Below are 18,428 nucleotides of genomic sequence, written 5' to 3'. Positions count from 1 at the left end.
TCCATGTATTCAGGAGTGTTGTTCAAGCAAGTCAACCAGGTTCAGCGCCGGCAATGCCAGCGCCAGTTCGGCCGCGTCGCGCGGCGCGCAGCATAGCGTGCCCTGCCAGTCGTCGCAACCCAGGGTTGCCAGCACGGCCAGCTGGTGTGCGTGATCGACGCCAGTCGCCACCACGTCCATCGACAGCGCCCGCGCCAGGTGCACGATGGCGGCAACCAGGTCGGTGCCGCCCGCATCGTCGCCGATATTGCGCACGAAGGCATTGTCGATCTTCAGGATGTCCAGTCCCAGCTTCTTGCAGGCGGCCAGGCTGGTGCCGGCATGGCCGAAATCGTCCAGCGCCAGCAGCACGCCGCCGCCCTGCAGCTGGCGCAGCAGCGGCTCGATCGCGGCATGGTGCGCGGCCAGCAGCGTTTCGGAAATTTCCAGCACGATGGCGCCGGCCGGCAACTGGTGCCGGCGCACCTCGGCCAGCAGGCGCGCCGGCAGGTCCGGCCCCAGCACCGGTGCGACCAGGTTCAGCGCGACCCGCGCTGTCGACAGCGGCCCCGTGCCGGCGCGCCACGCCGCGGCCTGCGCGCACACCGCGGCCATCACCCACGAATCGACCCGCTCCAGCAGGCCGCGGTCCTGCACCACGGGCAGCACGGCGGCGGCGCCGATGCGGCCCAGGCGCGGGTGATTCCACACCAGTTGCGCCTCGACGCCGCGCACGCGGCCGGCGGCCAGGTCCACCTGGGGCTGGTACAGCAGCGCCAGCTGGTCGTGCGACAACGCATGGCGCAGTTCGCCCGTCCACTGTTCGCGCTCGTGCTCGCGCCGGTTCATCTCTTCGTGGAAGAAGCGGATGTTGCCGCCCTGGCTGCCGCCCTTGCCGCCATGGCGTTCCCGTTCTTCCTTGGCGCGGTACATCGCCAGGTCGGCGTGCTTCATCAGCGCGCGCGCGCTGCCGCCATCGTGCGGATAAATGGCGATGCCGATGCTGGTGGACGTGTGCACGCGGTGCCCGCCGATCGAGAAGGGCCGCGCGTGCGCATGGGCGATCTTGCGCGCCACCCGCGCCGCGTTCTCGCCGGGCGCCTTGCCTTCGATGAGCACCACGAATTCGTCGCCGCCCAGGCGTGCCACCACGTCCGACGCGCGTACCGCGGCGGACAGCCGCGCCGCCACCTGCCGCAGCAGCTCGTCGCCCACGTCATGGCCGAAACCGTCGTTGATCTGCTTGAAATCGTCGAGGTCGAGGAACAGTAGCGCGAACTGGCTGCGCCGGCGGTCGCACGATGCCACCGCATGCTCCAGGTGCTGGATCAGCGAGCGGCGGTTGACGAGGCCCGTCAGCGGGTCCTTCGTGGAAAGTTCGTGCGCGCGTTGCTCGGCCTGTTTGCGCTCGGCCACTTCGAGTTCCAGCTCGCGGTTGGCCTGTTCCAGGTCCTGCAGCCGCTGCGAGCGCAGTTCGGCGGTGATGCGCCGCGATTCCTCGGCCTGTGCCGCCAGGTGCAGGTGCTTGCGTGTCAACTCGACGAAGGTGCGCACCTTGGCCTGCACGACCCGGGGCTCCAGCGGCGCCTGCAGGAAATCGGCCGCGCCCTGTGCATACGCCTCCAGCCGGCGCGTCTCGCCGTCATCCGTGGTGCTGACGAAGACGACCGGCACGGCCGCCGAGCGGGGATGCGAGCGGATCGCGGCGGCGGTATCGAAACCGCCCATGTCCGGCATGTCGACATTGAGCAGGATCACGGCGAAATCGTGGCGCAGCACCTCGCGCAGCGCGGCATTGCCCGAGGGGGCCTTGACGAGTTCATAGCCGGACGCATCGGCATCGGCGGCCAGCAGGCATTCCAGTGCCAGCAGGCTTGCCGGATCGTCATTTACGAGAAGGACTTTGGGGATATGCACAGACACGTCACCTGGCCTGGTCTTGGTTGTAGTTTTGTTGCCGTAAAAGATACGCTTGTACGGGCGCGAGTCAAGCAGATTCAAGCGATGGTCCACCGTCTGAATATAGCAAAAAAGCAATAACAATAGGAAACAATCTGGCAGCTTAATGCAGAGGGGACGGGCGGGGCGCGCGCGAGGGTGTGCAAGGCGCGCGCCCCACACGCCGTTTCATTGTCATGTCATATCGACAATTTAGACTTGCCTGCTTTCAGATCATCGGAGCAAGCATGACTTCAATTCTTTCGCGCCGCGGTTTTCTTTCCCGAAGCGGCCTGCTGCTGGGCAGTTCGGCACTGGGCGGCTCCCTGCTGCTCGAAGGCTGCGGCGGCAGCCACACCGCCATCGGCGTCAGCGACAAGGAACGGCCGAAGATGCCATCGGGCATACAGTTTGGCGACATTACCGACAACCGGGCAATCATCTGGAGCCGCAGCGACCGCAATGCGCAGATGATCGTCGAATACGACACCAGCGACCGTTTCACCAATGCCAGCCGCATCGCCGGCCCGTATGCGAGCGACGCCACCGACTTCACGACCCGTGTCGACCTGGGCGGCCTGCCCGCCGGGCAAACGGTCTTCGTGCGCGTGCGCTACGTGGATCCCGACAATGCAAGGATCGAAAGCGAAACCCTGACCGGCCAGTTCAGGACCACGCCAGCCATCGATGCCGCCCGGCCCGTGCGTTTTCACTGGAGCGGCGACCAGTGCGGCCAGGGCTGGGGCATCAACACCGACTTCGGCGGCATGAAGATCTACGAAGCGATGCGCCTGCGCGACCCGGATTTCTTTGTCCACAACGGCGACACGGTGTATGCCGACGGCCCGATCCTGGCCCAGGTAACGGCGGAGAACGGCCAGGTATGGCGCAACCTGGTCACGGAGGAAGTCGGCAAGGTCGCCGAGACGCTGAAGGAATTCCGCGGCCGTCATGCCTACAACCTGATGGACGAGAACTTCCGCCGGTTCGCCGCCCAGGTGCCGCAGGTCTGGCAATGGGACGACCATGAAGTGACGAACAACTACAGCGCCGCCAAGGATCTGTCGGCCGACACGCGGTACACCGAAAAAAGCATCGCCACGCTGACGGCGCGGGGCCGCCGCGCCTTCCTCGAATATGCGCCGATGCGCTACTACAAGCAGACCGAACCACAGCGCATCTACCGCACCATCTCGCACGGCCCGCTGCTCGACGTGTTCGTGGTGGACATGCGCAGCTACCGCGGGCCGAACAGCACCAACCTGCAGACCGCGGAAGACGCCGCGTCGGCATTCCTGGGCAGCGAACAGGTGGAATGGCTGATCGCCGGACTGAAAGCATCGACCGCGACCTGGAAAGTCATTTCCGCCGACATGCCGCTCGGCCTGAATGTCGGCGACGGCAGGGACGGGCAGGGTAGCGCCTTGTGGGAAGCGCTGGCCAACGGCAACGACGGCGGGCCGCTCGGCCGCGAGCTGGAGATGGCGCGTCTGCTCAGCAGCATCAAGGCAGTGCCCAACGTGGTCTGGATCACCACCGACGTCCACTACTGCGCCGCGCACTACTACGACCCGGCCAATGCCAGCTTCACCAACTTTTCCCCGTTCTGGGAATTCGTTGCCGGCCCGATGAACGCCGGCAGCTTCGGCCCCGGCGTGCTCGACAAGACCTTCGGGCCGACCGTCGTCTTCTCCAAAGCCCCGCCGATCCAGGCTTCCTCGCCGTTTGCCGGCTACCAGTTCTTCGGCGAAGTCAATATCGACCCGCGGAGCAAGGCGATGACGGTCGAACTGTTCAACCTCGACGGGGTATCGCAGTTCGCGCAGACGATCGCGCCGGCGGGAGTCTAGGAAGCCCGGACTGCACGGCAGGCCAGTCACCGGGCTGCATCGGCAGCCCGGCCAGGCTTCGTGATCGGGTCAATGCCCGCTACCGTCGTCCGGCACAGGCGCCGCGCCCGATGGCTGGAAATGGCGCGGTAGCAGCCGCCATTCCTGCTGCTATAATCGGCGGCAATCAAGGACCTTCACCGTGCGCCACCTGCTTCTTATCCTGCTGATGCTGTGCCTGCCCCTGCAAAGCTTCGCGCTGCAGTGGGAGCACGTGCTCGCCGGCGAAACCACGCTGGCGCACGAGATCGAGCACGATGAGCACGTCCAGCATCACCACGGCGACGACGGGTCCATCCATTACGACAACTCCGACGAGTCGGCCACGCACGTGCAGGATCACACCTGCTCGCCGCAGCCAGCCACCATCCTGCTGCCGTCGCAGGCCGTTCTGCCGACGCAACTGATTTCCATCGTCCGTCCGGACGGTCCGGCCCCGATGCCGGATCCCTTGCTGGACTGTCCACACCGACCACCTTCCGCATCCCTCGGCTGAGCCGCCGGGGGAACACTGCACATTTCCAGCGCGGCGTCACCGCGCACCGTGCGCATTCCCTTGGCGATGAGTTAACTCACCCAAGGAACATCGATGCGTATTTCACGCTTGCCCCTTTATCTGGCGGCCGCTGCCTGCATGCTGCCGCCATTGTCGAACGCGCAGACCGCGCCCGCAAAACCGGCCACGCCGACGTTGCATGCGCTGGTCGAAGCCGCCTGGCAGCGCTCGCCGCTGGCGCATACCCTCGGCGCCCGCCAGCAGGAAACCGCAGCCGCACGCGACGTCGCCGCGTCATGGCTGGCCGCCGCCCCGACCCTCGGGGTATCGGACCGCTCCGACCGGTGGACCGATCGACGCAATGCCCGCGAGACGGAACTGTCCCTGTCGGCCCCCATCGTGCTGCCCGGCCAGCACGGCGCGCGCCGCCAGCTGGCCGAACGGGCCGCCGAAGAGCTCGATGCGCAGCTGCTCCAGGCCCGGCTCGCCATTGCCGGTGAAGTGCGCACCCGGCTGTGGGAAGCGGCGGCCGCCCGCGAAGTGCTGGCCGAAAAGAGCGACCATCTGCACCATCTGGAAGAACTGGCGGCCGATGTCGACCGCCGCGTCAAGGCGGGCGATCTGGCCCGCAGCGACGCCCTGCTGGCAAGGCAGGAATTGCTGGCGGCCAGTACCGATCTTGCATTGGCGCGCGGCCGTGCTGGCGAAGCGCTGGCCCGCTTTCGCCTGCTGACCGGCGCGTCCTCCCTCCCTGACGTGGCAGCCGAACCGCTGCCGGTTGAAATGTCCGCTACGGGCCATGCACGGTTGCGGGCGGCGCAGGCTGCGGAGACGCGCGCGCGGGCGAGCGTCGAGCTGGTATCGGCCAGCCGCCAGGCTGCGCCGACTGTCGCACTGTCGATGCGCCGCGAGCGCGACGGCGATATGCCCGGCGTCGACCGCAGCATCGGCATCGCGCTGCAGATCCCGCTGTCCGGCAAGCTGCGTCACCGGCCGGCCGAAGCACTGGCAGGCACGCAGCTGGCGACAGCCTCCGCCGAGCTGGTGCAAACCCAGGCCATCGTGGACGCCGACCTGGCGCTTGCGCAGGACCAGCTTGCCAATGCGCGTGCCGCACTGGACGCCGCCACTGCCCGCGCCGCGGCAATGCGCGAGCATACGTCCCTGTTCGAACACGCATTTCGCCAGGGCGAAAAGCCGCTGGCCGACCTGCTGCGTTCGCGCGCGCTCACTCACGAAGCCGAGGTGGCCGTCCGCCAGCAGCGCATCGCCCTGGCGCTCGCCCACTCCCAAATGAACCAAGCCTCCGGAATCCTCCCATGAAGACCCTCATTCCCCTGTTGCTCGCACTGGCCGTCGCCATGCCGGCACAAGCCTCGCCCGGTGCTCACGGGCCGAATGGCGAACACCTCGATGGCCCTGCCGCGGCGACAACGCAGGGCAGCGTGCCGCGCGTCGAAACGTTCACCGAGCTGTTCGAGCTGGTCGGCCACCTGTCGGGCGGCGAGCTGTCGGTGATGATCGATCGATACGAAACCAACGAACCTGTCCTCGGCGGAACGCTCGAGGTGGAATACAGGAACCTTAAGGCGCGCGCGACATTCCATGCCGATCTCGGCGACTATGCGATCGACGACGAGAAATTCCTGCAGGCGCTGTCGGTACCCGGCAAGCATGCGCTGCTGTTCACGTTCACGGCCGATGGCGAGAGCGATCTGCTGGAAGGAACGCTGGAAGTGCCGGTCGCCGCGGCCCATGAGCACGGCCACGGACATGCGCGCCGCTGGTGGTGGCTCGGTGCCTTGCCGGCGATCGCCATTCCGGCTGCGCTGATGGTGCGCGCCAGGCGCCGTGCCGCGAAGGAGGCGCGGGCATGAACTTCCGTCACTTCTCGGTCGCACTCGTTGTTGGACTGCTCGGCATGCACCATGTCCATGCATCTCCCGGCGCCCATGGCCCGAACGGCGAACACCTGGACGGGCAGGCAACGACGTCCGCCAGCGGCCTGGCCCGCCTGCCCGACGGCAGCGTGAACGTCCCCAAGCTGGCCCAGCGCCGCATGGCGATTCGTACCGTCAAGGTGGTGGAAGGCGAGCATCCGCTGACGGTCGAGCTGAACGGGCGCGTGACCATCGACCCGAATGCGGGCGGCCGCGTGCAGGCGCCGTTCGCCGGCCGCATCGCGCCGGGACCGCGAGGCTTGCCGGCCGCAGGCCAGGCCGTTCGCAAAGGCCAGGTGCTGGCCCGGCTGGCACCGGTGGCAAGCGCGGTCGAGCGCGGCAACCAGGAAGCGACCCTGGCCGACCTGCGTGCGATGCGTGTGCTGGCCGAGCGCCGGGTCGCCCGGCTCGAGTCCCTGGAAGGCACCGTGCCCGCGAAGGAGATCGACGCCGCGCGCGCCGAACTGGCCAGCATCGTCGGGCGGGCGAAGGCGGTAGCGGGCACGGTGCGCGGCAGCGAAGCCATCGTCTCACCGGCGGACGGCATCATCGCCAGTGCCCAGGTGCTGGCCGGGCAGATCGTCGACGCCCGCGACGTGCTGTTCGAGGTCATCGATCCGGCGCGCACACTGGTCGAGGCGAGCACGCCCGACGTTACGCTCGCATCGCGCATCGCCTCGGCAACGCTGCCGGCCGCCCCCGATGCCAGGCTGGCCCTGATCGGCGGCGGGCGCAGCCTGCGTGACGGCGCCGTGCCGATCAGCTTCCGCGCCACCGGCAAGGCGTTGCCGCTGGCGGTGGGCCAGCCGGTATCGGTGCTGGCCAAGCTGAACACGACAGTCAAGGGCATCGTCCTGCCGGCCGAGGCCCTGGTCCGCAATCCGGCGAACGAACCGGTGGTGTGGATCAAGTCGGGAGCGATGCGTTTCATCGCGCAGCCCGTGGAAGCGCGCCCGCTCGATGCGCACACGATCGTCGTCACCCGTGGCCTTTCCGCGGAAAACCGCGTGGTGGTTTCCGGTGCCTCGCTGATCAACCAGATCCGGTAACGCCATGTTCAATGCAATCGTCCGTTTCAGCCTGAACAACCGGCTGCTGGTCCTGGCTGCCGCCGTCCTGCTGATGGTGTATGGCGCGATCACGGCCCAGCGCACGCCGATCGACGTGTTCCCGGACCTGAACAAGCCGGTCGTCACCGTGCTGACCGAAGCCGGCGGCATGGCACCCGAGGAAGTGGAGCAGCTGGTGTCGTTCCCGCTGGAAACAAGCCTGAACGGCATGCCCGGCGTGACGCGCGTGCGTTCCGTGTCCGGTGTCGGCCTGTCGATCGTCTACGCGGAATTCGACTGGGATACCGACGTTTACCGCAACCGCCAGCTCGTCGCCGAACGGCTGTCGCTGGTGCGCGAACAACTGCCTGCCGGCGTGAATCCGGTGATGGGGCCGGTGTCATCGATCATGGGCGAGATCATGCTGATCGCGCTGCCCATCGACCTGGCCAGGGCCGATCCGATGAAGGCGCGCGAGTACGCCGATTTCGTCCTGCGGCCACGCCTGCTGTCGATTCCCGGCGTCTCGCAAGTGATTCCGATCGGTGGCGAGGTGCGCCAGTTGCGCATCGAGCCCGACACGGCCCGCATGGCGCAATACGGCATCACGCTGGGCCAGCTGACCAGTGCGCTGCAGGGATTCGCGTCGAACACCAGCGGCGGTTTTATCGACCTGAACAGTCGTGAATACCTGATCCGCAACCTGGGCCGCACCACGCGTCTCGACGATGTACGCGGCTTGCCGGTGGCCTATCGCAACGGTACGCCGGTGCTGCTCGAGCAGGTGGCGCAGGTGCGCTACGCGCCCGCGTTCAAGCGGGGAGACGCGGGCATGAACGGTCGGCCGGCCGTGATCGTCAGCGTCCAGAAGCAGCCCGCCGGCGACACGGTGCAGCTCACGCGCCAGATCGAGACTGCGCTGGCCGAGCTGCACCAGGGCCTGCCCGCCGGGCTCTCGGCACCCGAGATCCTGTTCCGGCAAGCCGATTTCATTGAATCTTCGATCGGCAACGTGGTCGAGGCACTGCGCGACGGCGCGATCCTCGTCGCGGTCATCCTGTTCGCTTTCCTGCTGAGTGCACGCAGCACCATCATTTCGCTGGTGGCGATTCCGCTGTCGCTGGCCGTGACCGCACTGGCGTTCCACTTGCTGGGGCAGTCGATCAACGTGATGACGCTGGGCGGCCTGGCGATCGCGATCGGCGAGCTGGTGGACGATGCCGTGGTCGATGTCGAGAACATCCTGCGCCGCCTGCGGCAGCGGCAGGAGGGCAGCTCCGTGCTGGAGACGATCTGGCACGCCTCGGTCGAGGTCCGTTCCGCCATCGTCTACGCCACGGTAATCGTCGTGCTCGTGTTCGTGCCGCTGTTTGCCTTGCCCGGTATCGAGGGCCGGCTGTTCGCGCCGCTGGGCATCGCCTACATCACGTCGATCATGGCGTCGATGCTGGTGTCGATGACGATTACGCCGGTGCTGGCGATGTACCTGCTGCCCCGCATGAAGCGCCTGCGGCATGGCGACAGCCCGCTGGTACGCTGGCTCAAGCGGCATGACGAGCGGCTGCTGCACTGGTCGCTGCCGCGCGCACGGGGCGTGCTGGCCATTGCCGTGATCGCCGTGGCCGGCGCAGTGGCGACGGTGCCTTTCTTCCCCCGCGCATTCCTGCCCGCGTTCAACGAAGGATCGCTGGTGATGGGCATGACATTTACGCCTGGCACGTCGCTGGCAGAAGCAAACCGGATGGGCGCGCTGGCCGAGACCCTGATCGGGCAGGTGCCGGAAGTGATCAAGGTGGGCCGCCGCACGGGCCGCGCCGAACTGGACGAGCATGCCGAGGGCGTGCACTCGTCCGAGATCGACATGGACCTGAAACCGTCGGAGCGCTCGCGCGAACAGGTCATGGCGGCGATCCGCTCGCAACTGTCCGTGATCCCGGCATCGGTGGCGATCGGCCAGCCGATCTCGCACCGGCTCGATCACCTGCTGTCGGGCGTGCGTGCGCAGATCGCGCTGAAGATCTATGGCGACGACATCGACACGCTGCGCGGCCTGGCCGAAACGCTGCGTACGCGCCTGGCTGGCGTGCCGGGGCTGGTCGATCTGTCGGTGGAGCGCCAGGTGCTGATCCCGCAGATCAATATCCGCGTCGACTACCGCAAGGCGGCGCAGGCCGGCCTGTCGGCGGGGCAGGTACTTGCTTCGATCGAAGCGATGTCCGAGGGCATCAGGGTGACGCAGGTGATCGATGGCGCGCGCCGCCATGACCTGGTGGTGCGGCTCGGCGATGCGCAGCGTACGCCGCAGGGCCTGGCGGGCGTGATGCTGGACACACCGGCGGGCCGGCTGCCGCTGTCATCGATCGCCACGGTCGAGGAAAGCGATGGTCCGAACCAGATCGGCCGGGAGAACGGCCGGCGCCGTATCGTGGTGTATGCAAACACGGACGGCTCCAGCATGTCGCGCATCATCGGCGACGTGCGCAGCGCTGTCGCGGCCACGCCACTGCCAGGAGGCTATTTCATCAGCATCGAAGGCCAGTTCCAGGCCCAGGAGGCGGCACAGCGCCTGATCGTCGGCCTGTCGCTTGCGTCGCTGGTGCTGATCTTCCTGGTGCTGTACACACGCTATCGTTCGGCCGTGCTGGCAGCCGTGATCATGGCCAATATCCCCTTCGCCCTGGTCGGCAGCGTCGTGGCGATGTGGCTGGCCGGGGTATCGCTGTCGGTCGCGTCGATGGTCGGGTTTATCACGCTGGCCGGTATCGCCACCCGCAACGGCATCCTGAAGATCAGCCACTACATCAACCTTTGCAAATTCGAGGGCGAGAGCTTCGGGTGGCCGATGATCGTGCGCGGCTCCCTGGAGCGGCTGACGCCCGTGCTGATGACGGCACTTGTCGCGGCGTTCGCGCTGGTGCCGCTGTTGCTGGCCGCCGACGCACCGGGCAAGGAAATCCTGCACCCGGTAGCGGTGGTGATCTTCGGCGGCCTGGTCAGCTCGACGCTGCTCGATTCGCTGCTGACGCCACTGATCTTCTGGCTGGTGGGCAGGAAGCCGATGGAAGCCGTACTGGCACGCAGCGGCGAGGAAAACTATTGATTCAAGGGTCCGGCGGCGGGGCCCAAAGCCCGCCGCATCACTTAACGCAATGGAGCAGATAATGAAGAAATTCGCAGCAATGATGGCCCTGGGCCTGGCAATGGCGGCCGGCGCACCGGCAATCGCCCACGAAAGCCCGGCCAAGCACGGCGGCATCGTCAAGAGCGCGGGCGACCTGTCGTTCGAGCTGGTCAACAAGGAAGGCAAGGTCACGATCCATGTCGACGACCATGGCGAGGCCGTGACAACCGCGGGAGCCACCGGCACGCTGACGGTCCTGAAGGGCACGCAAAAATCCGAAACGACGCTGGCTGCCGGCCCGGGCAATACGCTGGTAGCGAAAGATGACGTAAAGCTCGAAGCCGGCAACAAGGTGATGACGCGGGTCACGCTGCCGAACAAGCCTGCCGTCAGCGTTCGTTTCGCCATCAGGTAAACCGGCAATCCGCCCTGGTCATGGCTCATCAGCACGGCCTTCCAGCGCTACGGCGTATCGAGAAGGCCGGCGGCCAGCAGCGTGCTTCGGAGACTTGGGACATTGTCCAGCTGCAGTGCGGTGGATCGCATGGAGGCTCGCCGCACCCCGGCCGTTGACGCTACCTCAGCTGCTCCAGCAGGAACGCATACGTCAGCGCCCACATCTTCGCCTGCTGGTCGTTGTTTGCGGCGCCGGCATGGCCGCCCTCGGTGTTTTCCCAGTACAGCACGTCGTGCCCCTGTTCGCGCATCTTCGCCACCATCTTGCGGGCATGGCCGGGATGCACGCGGTCGTCGCGGGTCGACGTGGTGAACAGCACGCGCGGGTAGTGCTTGTCCGGGAAGACGTTGTGGTACGGCGAGTATTCGGCGATGTATTGCCACTGTGCCGGATCGTCCGGGTCGCCGTACTCTCCCATCCACGAGGCGCCGGCCAGCAGCTTGCTGTAGCGGCGCATGTCGAGCAGCGGCACCTGGCAGACCACCGCATTGAACAGGTCCGGCCGCTGCGTCAGCGCGGCGCCCACCAGCAGGCCGCCATTGCTGCCGCCCATGATGCCGAGGTGGCGCGGGCTGGTGATCCTGCGCTTGATCAGGTCTTGCGCGACGGCGATGAAGTCGTCGAAGGCGCGCTGGCGGTGTTCCTTCAGCGCCGCCTGGTGCCAGCGCGGGCCGAACTCGCCGCCGCCGCGGATATTGGCCAGCACGTACACGCCGCCATGCTTCAGCCAGGCCTCGCCGGTGACGCCGCTGTAGAACGGTTTCAGCGACACCTCGAAGCCGCCGTAGCCGTACAGCACCGTCGGATTGCCGCCATCGGCCTTCGTATCCCTGCGCTGGACAACGAAGTAGGGCACCAGCGTGCCGTCTTTCGACGGCGCCTGGAATTGCCGCACCTCGTAAGGGCTGGCGTCGAAGAAGCCAGGCAGCGATTTCAGTGCCGTGCGGGCGTCGCTGCCGGCATGGGCCAGGTACATCGTGGTCGGCGTCAGGAAATCGGTGACGGTCAGGAAGTAGTCGTCGGAGGCGATCGCATCGAGCGGCGCCACCTCCAGTGTGCCGAAGGCGGGCGCATCGACTTCGCGCCGCTGCCAGCGGCCATCCGCGTGGCGCAGTTCGACGAGGCGGTTCTTCACGTTGTCGAGCACGTTCAGCAGCAGGGCCGAGCGGGTCGCCGACACGCCATCGAGCGAGGTCTCCGGCGTCGGCACAAACAGCACGTCGAAGCGGCGTTCGCCCGCCATGAAGCGGCGGAAGTCGGTGGCCAGCAGCGCGCCCTGCGGATAGGACTGGCCGTCCACGGTCCACTCCGAGCGCAGTTCGACGATCAGCTGGTCGCGCACCGTGTAGGCGCTGGCATCGTCCGGCTTGGCGACCCTGGTCAGCCGGTCGCCTTCGCGCAGGAACAATTCGCTGCTGTAGAAACCGATCTGGCGCATCACGAACTGGAATGCATGGCCGGGCGTGAAGTCGCGCCAGGCACCCACGCCCAGGTCGTCCGGCAGCGCTTCGTATACGGTGCGTGCCGCGGCCAGCGGCGTGCCGCGCCGCCACTCCTTGACGATGCGGGCATAGCCGGAGGACGTCATCGAGCCGGGGCCGAAATCGGTGGCCACGAACAGCGTGTCGGCGTCGATCCACGCGATGTCCGTCTTGGCTTCCGGCAGGTTGAAGCCATCGGCGACGAAGCTGCGCGACGGCATGTCCCATTCGCGCACCACCACCGCATCGCCGCCGCCGCGCGACAGCGACAGCAGGAAGCGCTCGCCTTGCGGGTACAGCGACGACACGCCGCTCCACACCCAGTTCTCGTTCTCGTCGGCGGCCAGCCTGTCGAGGTCCAGCACGGTTTCCCATTGCGGCTCAGGCAGCCGGTACTGGTCCAGCGTGGTGCGGCGCCAGATGCCGCGCACGTGCTGGGCATCGCGCCAGAAGTTGTACAGGAACTGTCCATGCTGGCGCACGAACGGGATGCGCTCGTGCGAATTGAAGATGGTTTTCAGCCGCTCGTGAAGGGCGGGATAGTGGGGCCGCGCCTCCAGTTCGCCCAGCGCCACGTCGTTCTGCTGCCGGACCCAGGTCAGTTGCCGCTCGCCGCCGACGTCTTCCAGCCATTGGTGCGGATCTTCGGGGATGTCTGGGTGGGGCGAACTCATGCTGGCTCCTGTCTGCGGAAGGGGTTACGGGAAGGCGTACTCTACACGATGGCCGCCGCGCCCTGGGGTACTGCAGGGGTGTGGCAAATGTCGCGCCGTACTGTCACAATCGCAACTCCTCAAAATCGTTTTACGGAGTGTCCATGCGCATCGCCACCTTCAACATCAACGGCATCGGTGCCCGCCTGCCGGCACTGCTGCAATGGCTGGAAGAAAAGCAGCCGGACGTGGCCTGCCTGCAGGAGCTGAAGGCGCCGCAGGAAAAATTTCCAGTCGCGGCCATCGAGGCGGCCGGCTATGGCGTGATCTGGCACGGCCAGAAAAGCTGGAACGGCGTGGCCATCCTGGCGCGCGGCACCCAGCCGGTGGAGGTGGGACGCGGCCTGGCGGGCGACCCTTCGGACGAGCAGAGCCGCTATATCGAGGCGGTGGTCAACGATGTCGTGATTGCCGGCCTGTATCTGCCGAACGGCAACCCGGCCCCCGGCCCCAAGTTCGACTACAAGCTAAGCTGGATGGAGCGCCTGATCCTGCGCGGCGAGCAGTTGCTGGCGACCGGCGCGCCGGTGGTGATGGCCGGCGACTACAACGTGATCCCGACCGACCTCGACGTGTACAAGCCGGAGCGCTGGCTCGACGATGCGCTGTTCCGGCCCGAAACACGTGAAGCGTTCGAACGGCTGATGGCGCAGGGCTGGACCGATTCGCTGCGCACGCTTTACCCGGGCGAGAAGATCTACACGTTCTGGGATTACTTCCGCAATGCGTTCGGCCGCGATGCCGGCATCCGGATCGACCACCTGCTGCTGAGCCCTTCGCTGGCGCCGGCATTGAAAGCCGCCGGTGTCGACCGCGACGTGCGCGGGCGGGAAAAGCCCAGCGACCACGCGCCGACGTGGATCGAGCTGGATCCGAAGAAGATTCCGAAAGCGAAGGTGAAGGCGAAGGAAGTACCCTGAGGGCGATGGACGATTCCCGCACCGGTCCCGGTCTCGGTCCCGGGTTGGCGCGGGCCCGGCAATCGCACGTCAGGCCAGCGCCTCCTTGGCGGCCTCCTCGGGCGTCAGCCCGTCGTAGAACTGATCGGTGAACCACTCGACCTGCTCCTCGATATGGTCTTGCGCCTGCTGGACGGTGGCGCCGCCCGCCACCAGGAATCCTTCCACTTCGATACACCACTGGATGAACGCCAGCGTTTCTTCGTCCAGTTCCTCTTTCTTGGCCATACCATTACCTCTTCCATTGCATGATCGGTGACATGGCGCGAATCGCACCATGCCCGATTTTACCGTAGCCCCCGGAAGTCGCCGGACTTATGGGACCCGGCAACGAGTCGGGAACCGGGTTACCCGAGGGCGCTGCCAGCATCCTCGAACAGTTCGTTACCCTGCCAGCGCGGCAGGCCCGGCCGGTCAGCCATCGCCACGGCCGCGTGGCCGAAGCCGAGGCTGCGCGCGAGGCGCGGGAAGGTGCGGCAATACACCGGCTGCACGCCGGCCAGCCGTGCCAGCTGGCGGTATTCCACCACCATGCCCGGCGGTACCTGCGCCAGGATCGCGGCCACGCGGGCACGCCAGTCGTCATCCCATGCGGGTAGCCGCCGGGGCAGCACAACCACCGGGTCGCCAGCAGCGATGGTGCCACCGCGGACCACGCGCGCCAGCATGCCGCGGGCGCGGCCGATGGCGGCCGCCACGCCCGGCTGGCGGGCATCGAGATAGCCGCAGGCTTCGCAGGCAAACGTGAGCCGCAGCACGGCCTGCGGGCCCACGCGCAGCAACATGCCGGACGCAAGGCCCGCGGTATCGATATCGAGCAGCAGGTTCTCGCGCAGCGTGCGGGCCGGCAGGTGGTGCCGCGCATAGGCCGGGGCGCCCGCCAGCAATACCTGGCGCGGCGACAGGTGATCCGCGTGCACGTCGCCCGCCAGGCCGCTGCCGGCGATCGCGACCGCGCTGGACGTGGCATGCGATGCCTCGCGCCAGCCAGCTTGCAGCGCGATGGCCTGCACCTGCCCGATCGCGGCAACTCGTGCGTCGGACAGGCCCGTCGGCAATGGCGGCGTGGGCGGGGAGGGCGGGGTGTGCAAGATGGCGACGGGAGGCTGGGTGAATCCGGTCGAGTGTAGCGCATCGATGACTGGAACGGTCTTTCAAGGTATGCTGCTGTATTGCAAGAAGTACTTAATGAAACTCATGCGCAAAACCGGCGAATTCTGGAAGGCATCCGCGGCGTCCCGGGCCCTGCAGGGGGGCATCGGGCTGTTGCTGGCGGCCGCGGTAGGGCTCACGCTGTATGCGGCCACGGCCAAGTCCGTGCAGGACAATGCGCGCGTGCGCTTCGATAACGCGGCGCGCGCCACGCAGTACAGCATCAGCGCCAGCGTCAAGGCATATTCGGACGTGCTGCGCGGGCTGGTGGCGCTGTTCAACACCTCCGACGGCTTGTCGCGCCTGCAATTCCGGCAATACGTGGAGAGCCTCGACGTGAAGCGTTATTTCCCGGCGATCGAGACGATCAATTTCGCGCCCGACGTGCGTGCCGACGAACGCGCGGCATTCGTGGCCACCGTGCGCGCCGACCGCAGCGTGGATCCGGCCGGCTACCCCGGCTTCGACATCCGCCCGCCGGGGCAGCGCGACCGCTACGCGCCGCTGGCGTGGCTGGAACCGCCGCTGCGGGAAAAAATGGGTGTCGACATCACCGCCCATCCGGCCATCGCGCGGGCCATGGACCTGTCGCGCGATACCGGCCAGATCAGCGCATCGGGCCAGCCGGTCAAGGTGCAGGGGCCGGTGCCGCACATCGGCCTGGGCATGCGCCTGCCGGTGTACCGGCGCGCCATGCCGCTCGACGACGTGGCGAGCCGCCGGGCCGCCTACCTGGGTTCCGTGGGCATCGGCTTTTCCGTGTCGGCGCTGGTGCAGGGCGCGATCGACGAGCTGGCGGACCGCAAGGTGCGCCTGGTCCTGTACTCCGACGGCAATACCCCTGCGGAGCAGCGCCGCCTGCAGATCGAAAGCGACGACCGCCTGCTGTACAACGACACGGGGTCGCTGGATGCGCCGGGCACCCTGCCGGGCGAGGTCGACGATTACTTCGTGGCCATACTGCCGATCGATTTCAATGGCGCGCTGTGGAAGGCCCGTTTCTACACGCGCAAGGCCGACATGATCAGCGGCTTCGACCGCCATCTGCCGCTGGCCGCGCTGGTCACCGGGTTTGCCGGCACCATGCTGTTGTACAGCTACGTCTTCATGCTGACGTCGCAGCGCCGCAACGCGCAGGAACAGCGCCGCCTGCTCGACAGCGTGCTCGACAACGTGGACGCGCATGTCTACATGAAGGATGGCGAGCGGCGCTTCATCTATGTCAACGCGCGCATGGCGCAGGTGATGGGCCGCCCGGTCGAGCAGATCGTCGGCCGGATGGACCGCGAGCTGTTGCCCAACCGCGCCGCCACGCGCGACTGGCTGGAAGACCGGCAAGTGCTGGCCGATGGCATCAAGCGCAGCAGCGAGGGGCAGTTCGTCGATGCACAGGGCAATACGCGGCACCTGTGGACGGTGAAGGCGGCCGTCGAACTGGAACGCGGGCCGGCCGTGATCGCATTGTCCACCGACGTGACCGAGCTGCATGAGCTGAAGGAGGCGGCGCAGGCCGCCAGCCGCGCGAAAAGCGACTTCCTGTCCAATATGAGCCATGAGATCCGCACGCCGATGAACAGCGTGATCGGCATGGCGCACCTGGCGCTGAAATCCGTGGCCGACCCGAAGCAGCGCGACTACCTGCAGAAGATCTACCATTCGGGCCAGCACCTGCTGGGCATCATCAACAACATCCTCGACTTCTCGAAGATCGAGGCCGGCAAGCTCGATCTCGAGATGCTCGATTTCCCGCTCGATGCGCTGTTCGGCAACGTGTCGACGCTACTGGGCGAGGCAGCGGCGCGGCGTGGCCTGGAACTGGTGTTTGAAACCTGGCCCGACGTGCCGGCGCAGCTGCGCGGCGACCCGCTGCGGCTGGAGCAGGTACTGCTCAACTTCACCAGCAATGCGATCAAGTTTTCCGAACAGGGCCGCATCTACCTGCGCGCCCGCGTGGTCGAGGAGCGCGACAACCGGGTAACGGTGCGCTTCGAGGTGCAGGACCACGGCATCGGCATGACGCCGGCCCAGGTGGCCGGCCTGTTCCAGTCGTTCCACCAGGCCGACACGTCCACCACGCGCAGGTATGGCGGCACCGGGCTGGGACTGGTGATCAGCCAGCAGCTCGCCGAACTGATGGGGGGCAGCGTGGGCGTGGAAAGCACGCCGGGGCAGGGCAGCACGTTCTGGTTTACCGCCCGGCTGGAGAAGGGCGTGCAGCTGGCGTCGGCCGCCAGCGACACGGCGCTGCGCGAGGAACTGCTGGCGCCGCTGCGCGGGGCCGCCATCCTGCTGGTCGAGGACAATGTGTTCAGCCAGCAGGTGGGCCAGGAACTGATCGAGGGCGCCGGCGCCACGGTGGTGATCGCCAACAACGGCCAGGAAGCCATCGACCTGCTGCAGAAGGGCCATTTCGACTGCGTGCTGATGGACGTGCAGATGCCGGTCATGGATGGCTACGAGGCGACCCGCAGGATCAGGAGCCATGCGACCTTGTCCGGCCTGCCGGTGATCGCGATGACGGCCAACGCCGGCCGCGAGGACCAGGCGCGTTGCCAGGAAGCGGGCATGGACGATTTCCTGACCAAGCCGGTCGTGCCGAACCTGCTGCTGGCCACGCTGTCGAAGTGGCTGAGCCAGCGCGTGGCGGATGGCCGCACGGCGCAGGTGCGTACCGTGTCGGCGGCCAGCGGCGCGGCGGTCAATGGGCCGGCAGGCGGCGCCGTTTCTTCCAGCGCTTCCTCGAACGCTTCTGCCAGTGCTTCCGCCGCCACGCCGGCGCGCCGCGCCACGGACCTGGTGCCGGCCTTCGTGCCGCCGGAACCGGCGCTGTTCGACTTGAGCGTGCTGGGCCAGACCTTCGGCAACCGGCCCGACAAGATGCGCAAGTACGCGGTGATGTTCCTGTCGTCCGGGCGCGACGGCCTGGTCGAGATCGAGGCGGCGCTGGCGGCGCGCGACCTGAAGCGGCTGGCCGAACTGGGCCACCGGATCAAGTCTTCCGCTCGCGCTGTCGGGGCGCTTGCCTTTGCCGAACTGTGCATCGCGCTGGAACGGCTGAAGCCGCAGGACGACCCGGCCGGCGCGGCGCGCATCGTCGCCCACATGGGGCCGATGCTGGACCGGCTGCAGCGCTTTATCGACGAGGAGCTGGAGCCGCTGCTGCGCGAACTGGGCGACCAGCCGGGCTGAAGCGACGCATAGTCCCGCAAGAATGAGAATGGAATCTCTATTGCCGCCGAGCATCGGCGATAATA

At 67.1% G+C, this 18,428-nt stretch carries 13 protein-coding genes; 9 read left to right on the top strand and 4 right to left on the bottom strand.

Features of this window, described 5'->3' with window-relative positions:
• Positions 1-9: 9 nt before the first annotated feature.
• Positions 10-1,896, bottom strand: a complete 1,887-nt coding sequence (locus ACY34H_RS18860; RefSeq protein WP_464978996.1) for a putative bifunctional diguanylate cyclase/phosphodiesterase — start codon at positions 1,894-1,896, stop codon at positions 10-12.
• Positions 1,897-2,165: 269 nt separating this feature from the next.
• Between ACY34H_RS18860 and ACY34H_RS18855 the strand changes: the two genes are divergently transcribed.
• The 7 genes from ACY34H_RS18855 (at position 2,166) to ACY34H_RS18825 (ending at position 10,827) form a co-directional block, all read left to right on the top strand.
• The gene (locus tag ACY34H_RS18855; protein ID WP_464978995.1) at positions 2,166-3,767 is read left to right on the top strand and encodes an alkaline phosphatase D family protein; all 1,602 of its coding nucleotides are present in this window, start codon (positions 2,166-2,168) and stop codon (positions 3,765-3,767) included.
• Positions 3,768-3,948: 181 nt separating this feature from the next.
• The gene (locus ACY34H_RS18850; RefSeq protein ID WP_464978994.1) at positions 3,949-4,302 is read left to right on the top strand and encodes a hypothetical protein; all 354 of its coding nucleotides are present in this window, start codon (positions 3,949-3,951) and stop codon (positions 4,300-4,302) included.
• 93 nt (positions 4,303-4,395) lie between these two features.
• Positions 4,396-5,625 carry a TolC family protein gene (locus ACY34H_RS18845; protein WP_464978993.1) on the top strand — a complete coding sequence of 410 codons (1,230 nt, stop codon included), beginning with the start codon at positions 4,396-4,398 and terminating at the stop codon, positions 5,623-5,625.
• On the top strand, positions 5,622-6,179 hold the full coding sequence (locus tag ACY34H_RS18840) for a hypothetical protein (protein WP_464978992.1): 558 nt from the start codon (positions 5,622-5,624) through the stop codon (positions 6,177-6,179). Before ACY34H_RS18845 ends, ACY34H_RS18840 begins: the two co-directional genes overlap by 4 nt.
• Positions 6,176-7,291: an efflux RND transporter periplasmic adaptor subunit gene (locus tag ACY34H_RS18835; protein ID WP_464978991.1), complete on the top strand. Its 1,116-nt coding sequence runs from the start codon at positions 6,176-6,178 to the stop codon at positions 7,289-7,291. Before ACY34H_RS18840 ends, ACY34H_RS18835 begins: the two co-directional genes overlap by 4 nt.
• A gap of 4 nt (positions 7,292-7,295) precedes the next feature.
• A complete protein-coding gene (locus ACY34H_RS18830) occupies positions 7,296-10,391 on the top strand; it encodes an efflux RND transporter permease subunit (RefSeq protein ID WP_464978990.1) in 3,096 nt (1,031 codons plus the stop codon).
• Positions 10,392-10,452: 61 nt separating this feature from the next.
• Entirely contained in the window at positions 10,453-10,827 is a 375-nt protein-coding gene (locus tag ACY34H_RS18825) for a hypothetical protein (protein ID WP_464978989.1), read from the top strand.
• Positions 10,828-10,987: 160 nt separating this feature from the next.
• Here ACY34H_RS18825 and ACY34H_RS18820 read toward each other — a convergent pair whose 3' ends face one another.
• The gene (locus tag ACY34H_RS18820; RefSeq protein WP_464978988.1) at positions 10,988-13,024 is read right to left on the bottom strand and encodes a prolyl oligopeptidase family serine peptidase; all 2,037 of its coding nucleotides are present in this window, start codon (positions 13,022-13,024) and stop codon (positions 10,988-10,990) included.
• A 143-nt stretch (positions 13,025-13,167) separates the two neighbouring features.
• On the opposite strand from ACY34H_RS18820, the gene xth reads away from it, so the two are divergent.
• Positions 13,168-13,983, top strand: coding sequence for an exodeoxyribonuclease III (gene xth, locus ACY34H_RS18815; protein WP_464978987.1), 816 nt, complete (start codon positions 13,168-13,170; stop codon positions 13,981-13,983).
• A 69-nt stretch (positions 13,984-14,052) separates the two neighbouring features.
• Here the strand turns inward: xth and ACY34H_RS18810 are convergent, their stop codons facing one another.
• On the bottom strand, positions 14,053-14,250 hold the full coding sequence (locus ACY34H_RS18810) for a hypothetical protein (protein ID WP_464978986.1): 198 nt from the start codon (positions 14,248-14,250) through the stop codon (positions 14,053-14,055).
• A 119-nt stretch (positions 14,251-14,369) separates the two neighbouring features.
• Entirely contained in the window at positions 14,370-15,113 is a 744-nt protein-coding gene (locus ACY34H_RS18805; protein ID WP_464978985.1) for an MOSC domain-containing protein, read from the bottom strand.
• A 97-nt stretch (positions 15,114-15,210) separates the two neighbouring features.
• Between ACY34H_RS18805 and ACY34H_RS18800 the strand changes: the two genes are divergently transcribed.
• Positions 15,211-18,363 (top strand): CHASE domain-containing protein, encoded by a 3,153-nt coding sequence (locus ACY34H_RS18800; RefSeq protein ID WP_464978984.1) that lies wholly within the window; start codon positions 15,211-15,213, stop codon positions 18,361-18,363.
• Positions 18,364-18,428: the final 65 nt, after the last annotated feature.

The organism is Pseudoduganella sp. jia 9, assembly GCF_055502615.1.
The sequence above is the reverse complement of the archived record's forward strand: the minus strand, read 5'-3'. Positions and strand labels throughout refer to the sequence as shown.

Excerpts from the sequence above, each read along its gene's own strand:
- ACY34H_RS18800 (WP_464978984.1), top strand. The coding sequence starts at position 15,211 with ATGAAACTCATGCGCAAAACCGGCGAATTCTGGAAGGCATCCGCGGCG.
- xth (WP_464978987.1), top strand. The coding sequence starts at position 13,168 with ATGCGCATCGCCACCTTCAACATCAACGGCATCGGTGCCCGCCTGCCG.
- ACY34H_RS18840 (WP_464978992.1), top strand. The coding sequence starts at position 5,622 with ATGAAGACCCTCATTCCCCTGTTGCTCGCACTGGCCGTCGCCATGCCG.
- ACY34H_RS18830 (WP_464978990.1), top strand. The coding sequence starts at position 7,296 with ATGTTCAATGCAATCGTCCGTTTCAGCCTGAACAACCGGCTGCTGGTC.
- ACY34H_RS18825 (WP_464978989.1), top strand. The coding sequence starts at position 10,453 with ATGAAGAAATTCGCAGCAATGATGGCCCTGGGCCTGGCAATGGCGGCC.
- ACY34H_RS18820 (WP_464978988.1), bottom strand. The coding sequence starts at position 13,024 with ATGAGTTCGCCCCACCCAGACATCCCCGAAGATCCGCACCAATGGCTG.
- ACY34H_RS18855 (WP_464978995.1), top strand. The coding sequence starts at position 2,166 with ATGACTTCAATTCTTTCGCGCCGCGGTTTTCTTTCCCGAAGCGGCCTG.
- ACY34H_RS18810 (WP_464978986.1), bottom strand. The coding sequence starts at position 14,250 with ATGGCCAAGAAAGAGGAACTGGACGAAGAAACGCTGGCGTTCATCCAG.
- ACY34H_RS18835 (WP_464978991.1), top strand. The coding sequence starts at position 6,176 with ATGAACTTCCGTCACTTCTCGGTCGCACTCGTTGTTGGACTGCTCGGC.
- ACY34H_RS18845 (WP_464978993.1), top strand. The coding sequence starts at position 4,396 with ATGCGTATTTCACGCTTGCCCCTTTATCTGGCGGCCGCTGCCTGCATG.